This window comes from Pseudomonas sp. UBA6323 (genome assembly GCF_002439135.1).
Taxonomy (GTDB): domain Bacteria; phylum Pseudomonadota; class Gammaproteobacteria; order Pseudomonadales; family Pseudomonadaceae; genus Aquipseudomonas.
Map to the genome: position 1 here is coordinate 1 of NZ_DJSX01000087.1, position 7,074 is coordinate 7,074.

7 protein-coding genes and 2 pseudogenes are annotated in these 7,074 nt (G+C 64.4%); 3 read left to right on the forward strand and 6 right to left on the reverse strand.

Annotated features, from left to right (window positions below):
- On the forward strand, positions 1-639 hold a 639-nt coding region (locus B3P22_RS20540), incomplete at its 5' end, for an HAD family hydrolase (RefSeq protein WP_296272355.1).
- A gap of 303 nt (positions 640-942) precedes the next feature.
- Here B3P22_RS20540 and sutA read toward each other — a convergent pair.
- The 4 genes from sutA to glnK form a co-directional block, all read right to left on the reverse strand.
- A complete protein-coding gene (gene sutA / locus B3P22_RS20545; RefSeq protein ID WP_197858992.1) occupies positions 943-1,266 on the reverse strand; it encodes a transcriptional regulator SutA in 324 nt (107 codons plus the stop codon).
- 77 nt (positions 1,267-1,343) lie between these two features.
- Positions 1,344-1,769, reverse strand: coding sequence for a secondary thiamine-phosphate synthase enzyme YjbQ (locus tag B3P22_RS20550; RefSeq protein ID WP_197858991.1), 426 nt, complete (start codon positions 1,767-1,769; stop codon positions 1,344-1,346).
- Positions 1,770-1,868: 99 nt separating this feature from the next.
- Entirely contained in the window at positions 1,869-3,122 is a 1,254-nt protein-coding gene (locus B3P22_RS20555; protein ID WP_275545686.1) for an ammonium transporter, read from the reverse strand.
- Between the two features lie 335 nt (positions 3,123-3,457).
- Positions 3,458-3,796 carry a P-II family nitrogen regulator gene (gene glnK / locus B3P22_RS20560; RefSeq protein ID WP_003096476.1) on the reverse strand — a complete coding sequence of 113 codons (339 nt, stop codon included), beginning with the start codon at positions 3,794-3,796 and terminating at the stop codon, positions 3,458-3,460.
- 409 nt (positions 3,797-4,205) lie between these two features.
- On the opposite strand from glnK, the gene B3P22_RS20565 reads away from it, so the two are divergent.
- The gene (locus B3P22_RS20565; protein WP_017361208.1) at positions 4,206-4,463 is read left to right on the forward strand and encodes an accessory factor UbiK family protein; all 258 of its coding nucleotides are present in this window, start codon (positions 4,206-4,208) and stop codon (positions 4,461-4,463) included.
- Between the two features lie 93 nt (positions 4,464-4,556).
- Positions 4,557-6,050 (forward strand): YifB family Mg chelatase-like AAA ATPase, encoded by a 1,494-nt coding sequence (locus tag B3P22_RS20570; RefSeq protein ID WP_296272356.1) that lies wholly within the window; start codon positions 4,557-4,559, stop codon positions 6,048-6,050.
- 1 nt (position 6,051) lies between these two features.
- Here the strand turns inward: B3P22_RS20570 and B3P22_RS23995 are convergent.
- Together B3P22_RS23995 and B3P22_RS24000 are read right to left on the reverse strand one after the other, a co-directional pair.
- A pseudogene (locus tag B3P22_RS23995) lies at positions 6,052-6,533 on the reverse strand (methyl-accepting chemotaxis protein); the annotation flags it as partial.
- A gap of 423 nt (positions 6,534-6,956) precedes the next feature.
- Positions 6,957-7,064: pseudogene (locus tag B3P22_RS24000) on the reverse strand (hypothetical protein); the annotation flags it as partial.
- Positions 7,065-7,074 lie beyond the last annotated feature (10 nt).

Here is a 7,074-nt window from a genome sequence, read left to right on the forward strand (position 1 = left end):
CAGGACGCCGAGGCGGCGCTGCGCAACTGGCTGGCCCTGCACGCGCCGCGCCTGGGCGCGGTGCCGGTGGAACACCTGTGGGCTGTGCGCAGCCGCCTGCTCGAAGCCGAACCGATGCTCAAGCACCGCCTCAGCGAGCTGCGCCGGCGCATTCTGTTCCACGCTCTGGAAGACGCCGGCTACCCGCACGGCGAGGCGCAGACGCTGGCCGAGGCCGGATTCCAGGTGTTTCTCGGTGCCCGCCATCAGGTGGCGCTTTTCACCGAGGTGCACCCGACGCTGGAGGCACTGGCTGAGCGCTTCATGCTCGGCGTGATCACCAATGGCAATGCCGATGTACGCCGTCTCGGTCTGTCCGAGTATTTTCGCTTCGCCCTGTGTGCCGAAGAACTTGGGGTTGGCAAGCCTGACCCGAAGCCCTTCCGCGAGGCGCTCAGCCGCGCCGGTGGCATTGCCGCCGAGCGCGCCGTGCATATTGGCGATCACCCCAGCGACGATATCGCCGGCGCGCAGGCGGCCGGCATGCGGGCGATCTGGTTCAATCCGCAAGGGCGTCCCTGGGAGGGCGAAACCACGCCGGACGCGCAGATCGCCAGCCTGGCCGAGCTGCCGGCATTGCTGGGCAGCTGGACACGCTGACTCGCAGAGTGATCTGAGTACAAGCCGCGCAAAGCGTCGATACTCAGGACACAACTCGCTGTTCAGTGACCGGGTAGCCGGTAGATTGGCGCGGTGTTCGACCCTCTCCCCCAGCCCCTCTCCACTAGGCGTGCCCCCAATAAATGGGAAAGGGGCGCAAAGCGAAGCGCACGACATTAACTGAACAGCCGGGCCGCCTCGTCGCTGCCGGAAGAACCTAGGACGGCACGTACGCATCGCCGCCGGAGATGGCGGGCAACAAAAAACCCGCCACTGGGGCGGGTTCCTTGCAGCGAACCGTCCTCAAATGGGGCGGCTGCCATATTTGCTGTCGGGCTTCTTGGGTGGGTCGGCGACCACATTGGGTTCCACCTCCTGCACCTTGCCGCCACGGGAGAGGAACTCTTCCATGGCCTTGGCCAGCGCATCGCGCTCTTTCTGCTTGGCCTCGACGCTGGGCATCTCGTCGACTTCAACGGCTTTGGCCTTGCTCTTCTTGCCGCTGGTTACGGCTTCGCCACCGCCTTCGTCATCGCTGCTGTCACCGTCATCGGCGGCAGCCAGCTCCTCGCCATCGTCCTCGTCGGCCCCTTCCAGATCATCTTGTTCCAGGTCTTCGTCGCTCATGTTCAACCTCATGACTTGCGAAAAGCAGGTTAGTTATAGCCCAGCCGTACGAAGTGCAACCGCACGTCCGGAAAAATTCATATTGTTTCGCCGTGCAGGGTCGCCACCACTTGCCGAGCGCCGCCATGATCGCGGTGCTCGCCCAGATAGATACCCTGCCAGGTCCCCAGCGCCAGCCGTCCCTGCTGTATCGGCAGCTGTAGCTGAAAGCCCAGCAAACTGCCCTTGAAGTGCGCCGGCAAATCGTCCGGCCCTTCGTAATCATGTTCGTAGCCCGCTTCACCCTGCGGCACCAGGCGGTTGAAGAAACGCTCGAAATCGCGGCGCACCGCGGGGTCGGCGTTCTCGTTCACCGTCAACGATGCCGAGGTGTGCTGCAGCCACAGATGCAACAGACCGACGCGCATCTGCGCCAGTTCCGGCAATTTCGCCAGCACCTCTTCGGTCACCAGATGAAAACCTCGCTCACGCGGACGCAAGCTGATGATGCGTTGCTGCCACATGCCGCTTCTCACTCTCGATGGCTCCAGCGCGCGCATTCTAGCGTGCTGTCAGAAAAAACAAAGGGCGCCAAAAAGGCGCCCTTGTCATTCCGGCGAAGCTTACTTCTTGCCGGTGAACTCCGGGTAGGCTTCCATACCGCACTCGGCGATATCCACACCCTCGTATTCCTCTTCTTCGCTGACGCGCAGGCCGATCACCGCCTTGATGATGCTCCAGACGATCAGGCTGGCGATGAACACCCAGGCGAAGATGCAGACGATACCCAGCAGCTGAGCGCCCAGCGAGGCATCGCCATTGGTCAGGCACACGGCCAGCAGGCCCCAGATACCGACCACGCCGTGCACGGAGATGGCGCCGACCGGGTCGTCGATTTTGATCTTGTCCAGGCCGAGGATCGCGAAGACCACCAGCACACCGCCCACGCCACCGATCAGGGTCGCCTGCAGGGCGCTCGGGGTCAGCGGTTCGGCAGTGATGGCGACCAGGCCGGCCAGCGCGCCGTTGAGCGCCATGGTCAGGTCAGCCTTGCCGAACAGGATACGGGCGGTAACCAGCGCGGCGATCAGACCACCGGCGGCAGCCATGTTGGTATTGACGAACACCTGGGCGACGGCGTTGGCATCCTCGATGGTGCTCATCTTCAATTGCGAGCCACCGTTGAAGCCGAACCAGCCCATCCACAGGATGAAGGTACCGAGCGTTGCCAGTGGCAGGTTGGCGCCCGGAATGGCGTTGACCTGACCATTGGCGCCGTACTTGCCCTTGCGCGCGCCCAGCAGCAGTACGCCAGCCAGAGCAGCGGCAGCACCAGCCATGTGCACCACGCCGGAACCGGCGAAGTCGAGGAAACCGGCTTCGTTGAGAAAGCCCGAGCCCCACTTCCAGAAACCCTGAACCGGGTAGATGAAGCCGGTCATAACCACGGCGAAAGCGAGGAAGGCCCACAGCTTCATGCGCTCGGCCACCGCACCGGAAACCACCGACATGCAGGTCGCAGCGAAGACGATCTGGAAGAAGAAGTCCGAGCGCGCCGAGTAATAGGGCGCATCGTCACCGCCAGCGAGCACCGCATCGACGCTGTTCTCGTCGCCGATCAGGAAGCCCAGGCTCGGCAGGATGCCGCCCTCGGGGCTGGAGTACATGATGTGGTAGCCGATCACCAGGTACATCACGCTGGCGATGGCATACAGGGCGATGTTCTTGGTCAGGATCTCGGTGGTGTTCTTGGCGCGCACCAGGCCGGATTCGAGCATGGCGAAGCCCGCTGCCATCCACATCACCAGGGCACCACAGATCAGAAAGTAGAAGGTATCGAAGCCGTACTGCAATGCAGTCAATGCTGTGTTATCCATTTTTCACCTCTTGCCGGCGCTTTCGTTGTGCGCTGTTCGGTTGAAACGTCCAGGTTGGCTCTGGGCGCGTTCCGCATGCTTTACAGGTCGTTGCCACGCTCGCTCTGGATCACCGGAACCCCTGCGCCGTAAGGCGACCAGGCATTCCCATCACTAGGCCGAGCGCTAGACCTGAAGAGGGTCTGGCACAGCAGAGCGGCGAAGGACTCGCCAGCTCCGGCATTCGCCCTCGAATACAGCGCATGGCCAGAATTCGAGGGCAAAAGGGCTCCTAGCCCTGCGAAAGTTCGCAGAGTCATGGGGTTTACTCCTGGGGCGTGGGGTTCGGAGGCTGCTTAGATCGCGTCGGTATCGGTTTCGCCGGTACGGATACGAATTGCCTGTTCCAGGTTGACTACGAAAATCTTGCCGTCGCCGATCTTGCCGGTGTTGGCAGCCTTGGTGATGGCCTCGATCACGCGGTCCAGCTGGTCGTCAGCGATGGCCACGTCGATCTTCACCTTGGGCAGGAAGTCGACCACGTACTCGGCACCGCGATACAGCTCGGTATGGCCTTTCTGGCGGCCGAAGCCCTTGACCTCGGTGACGGTGATGCCCTGCACGCCGATCTCCGACAGCGACTCGCGCACGTCGTCGAGCTTGAACGGCTTGATGATGGCAGTGACTAGCTTCATGAAACTTTCTCCCGTGTAAGGTGGACTTGCCCCAGGAATTACGAACCCGGCTCAAGTCTAAGCGCAGTGTCTGGCTTTTGTAACGCACCGACCGTTCCAGCCTGGCCTGGTCGATACCCACCAACCGCCCTGACGAAACACTTCCCCGCTTCGTCTGCCGCACCGGTACTGCATCGGTGCATGCGTCGCTGGGGTCTAAGCAGAAAGCTTGCCATCTCCCGGAAAAGCACTGCCTATCAGGCTCTTACCCATGCCCAGCGATAACGCGTGGCGATTCCCACACCCTAACCGCACAAGATTGGTGCAGCAGCGCATCGGGTCATGCTCAAAAATCGTGCAACATGCCCCTGGGGCGTCCCGCCTCAGGTCGCGTGCTACACTGCCGACCGTCTGTTTACGGAACCTGATCATGCTGCCGCCGAAAGCCCTGCTAGACACTCTCAGTAGCCACGCCTCGCGCCTGTTCAGCGGCGATAGCCCGCTGCCGCGCGCCGAACTGGAAGCCCAGTTCAAAGCCCTGCTGCAAAGCGGTTTCAGCAAGCTGGAGCTGGTCAGCCGCGAAGAGTTCGACAGCCAGATGGTGGTATTGGCCCGTACCCGCGCCCGCCTGGAAGCGCTGGAAGCCAAGGTCGCCGAACTGGAAGCCAAGCTCACCGCCGCAGACTAAGGTTATGTTGTAGGAGCGGCTTCAGCCGCGAACAGGCTTCATGGCTGAAGCCGTTCCTACAGGCGCTGCACCCTACTTGATCAAGGAGAGATCATGTCCCTGGCCATCGTCCACAGCCGCGCCCAGGTCGGCGTCGAAGCACCGGCCGTCACCGTCGAGGCGCACCTGGCCAACGGCCTGCCCTCGTTGACGCTGGTAGGCCTGCCGGAGACCGCGGTCAAGGAAAGCAAGGACCGCGTGCGCAGCGCCATCCTCAATGCCGCCTTCGAATTTCCCAGTAAACGCATCACTTTGAATCTGGCGCCGGCCGATCTGCCGAAAGACGGCGGCCGTTTCGATCTCGCCATCGCCTTGGGCGTTCTTGCCGCCAGCGGTCAGGTGCCGGCTCAGTCGCTCGATGAATACGAATGCCTGGGTGAGCTGGCGCTATCCGGCGCGGTACGTCCGGTGCAGGGCGTTCTGCCGGCCGCACTGGCTGCGCGTGAAGCCGGACGCACCCTGTTGGTGCCACAGGCCAATGCCGAGGAGGCCAGCCTCGCCTCCGGGCTCAAGGTGATCGCTGTCGAGCACCTGCTGCAGATCGCTGCGCACCTCAACGGCAGCGCACCACTCGAACCCTATGCCGCACAGGGTCTGCTCAGACAGAGCCTGCCGTACCCGGACCTGGCCGAAGTTCAGGGTCAGCTGGCCGCCAAGCGCGCCCTGCTGGTGGCCGCTGCGGGCTCGCATAACCTGCTGCTCAGCGGTCCGCCCGGCACCGGCAAGACGCTGCTGGCCAGCCGCCTGCCCGGCCTGCTGCCACCGCTCGACGAAAGCGAGGCGCTGCAGGTCGCGGCGATCCACTCGGTGGCCAGTCATACGCCGCTGCAGCACTGGCCGCAGAGGCCCTTTCGCACCCCGCACCACAGCGCTTCCGGGCCGGCGCTGGTCGGCGGCGGCAGTCGCCCGCAGCCCGGCGAAATCACCCTGGCGCACCAGGGCGTGCTGTTTTTGGACGAGCTGCCGGAGTTCGACAGGAAGGTACTGGAGGTGCTGCGCGAGCCGCTGGAGAGTGGCCATATCGTCATTGCCAGGGCGCGTGACAAGGTGCGCTTCCCGGCGCGTTTCCAGCTGGTCGCGGCAATGAATCCCTGCCCGTGCGGTTACCTCGGCGACCCGAGCAATCGCTGCCGCTGTACGCCAGAGCAGATTCAGCGCTACCGCGCCAAGCTGTCCGGGCCGCTGCTGGACCGTATCGACCTGCACCTGACGGTTGCCCGCGAAACGACGGCCTTGAATGCCCCGCCGCAGGACGGCGAGAGGACTGCGCAGGCGGCGGCCAAGGTGGCGCGGGCACGTGAGCGGCAGTTGCGCCGCCAGGGTGTGGCCAACGCCTTTCTCGACCTGCCCGGCCTACGCCAGCACTGCGCCCTGAGCGATATTGATCGCCAGTGGCTGGAAAACGCCTGCGAACGCCTGGGCCTTTCCCTACGAGCCGCGCACCGCGTGCTCAAGGTCGCGCGGACACTGGCCGACCTGGCGGAACAGCAGGCGATCAGCCGCGAGCATCTGGCCGAGGCGCTGCAGTATCGCCCCGCCGCGGGCTGAATCAGCGAAAGCGCTCGACTTCCTGGCGCAACTGAGCGGCAAGGCGATCCAGCTCGAGGGCGGTGTCGGCCAGGTTGGCCACCACTTCGCGCTGCTCGCCATTGGCCTGGGCGATGCTCTGCAGGTTGGCGCTGAGCACGGTCGCAGTGCTGCTCTGCTCGCTGGTGGCGGTGGTGATCGCAGCGAACTGCTCGCCCGCCGCCTCGCTCTGCTCGCTGATCTGCGCCAGTGCAGCCGCCACCTTGGCGTTGCGCTCCAGGCCGTCCTGCATCAGCTGGCGCCCCTGCTCCATGGTGGCGATGGCGCTGCTGGTCTCGCTCTGGATGCTGCCGATCATCGTCGAAATCTCATTGGTCGCCTCGCGAGTACGCCCGGCGAGGTTGCGTACCTCGTCGGCGACCACGGCGAAACCGCGGCCCTGCTCACCGGCACGCGCGGCTTCGATGGCGGCGTTGAGNNCAGCAGGTTGGTCTGATCGGCAATCGAGGTGATCACGCTGACGATGCCGCCGATTTCCTGGGAGCGCTGGCCGAGGCCGTTGATCGCGCTTGAGGTCTGCTCCAGGGCTTCGGCGATCTGCACCAGCGCTTCGGAGGCCTGATCCATCGAAGTGCGCCCGATGCGCGTCTGCTGGGCGTTTTCGCTGGCCAGGCGCTCGGTGCTGCGCATGTTGTCGGCGATGTTCTGCGAGGTGGCGCTGAATTCCTCCACCGCGCCGGCCATGCTGGTGATCTCGCCGGACTGCTGATCGATACCCTGATAGGCATCACGCGACAGCGTCGACATGGCCTGCGAACGGGCGCTGACATCCTGGGCAGCGCTGCGAATACCCGCCACCATGCTCGCCAGCGCTTCGCCCATGCGGTTGAAGCTGCCCGCCAGCTCGCCTATCTCATCGTTGCTGGACTGCGCCATGCGCGCGCCGAGGTGACCGGCGCCGAGCGCCTGCGCCTGCTGCACCAGATCACCCAGCGGGCGCAGTTTGCGCCGCAGCAGCCAGACCACGGCGATCACCCCCAGCAGC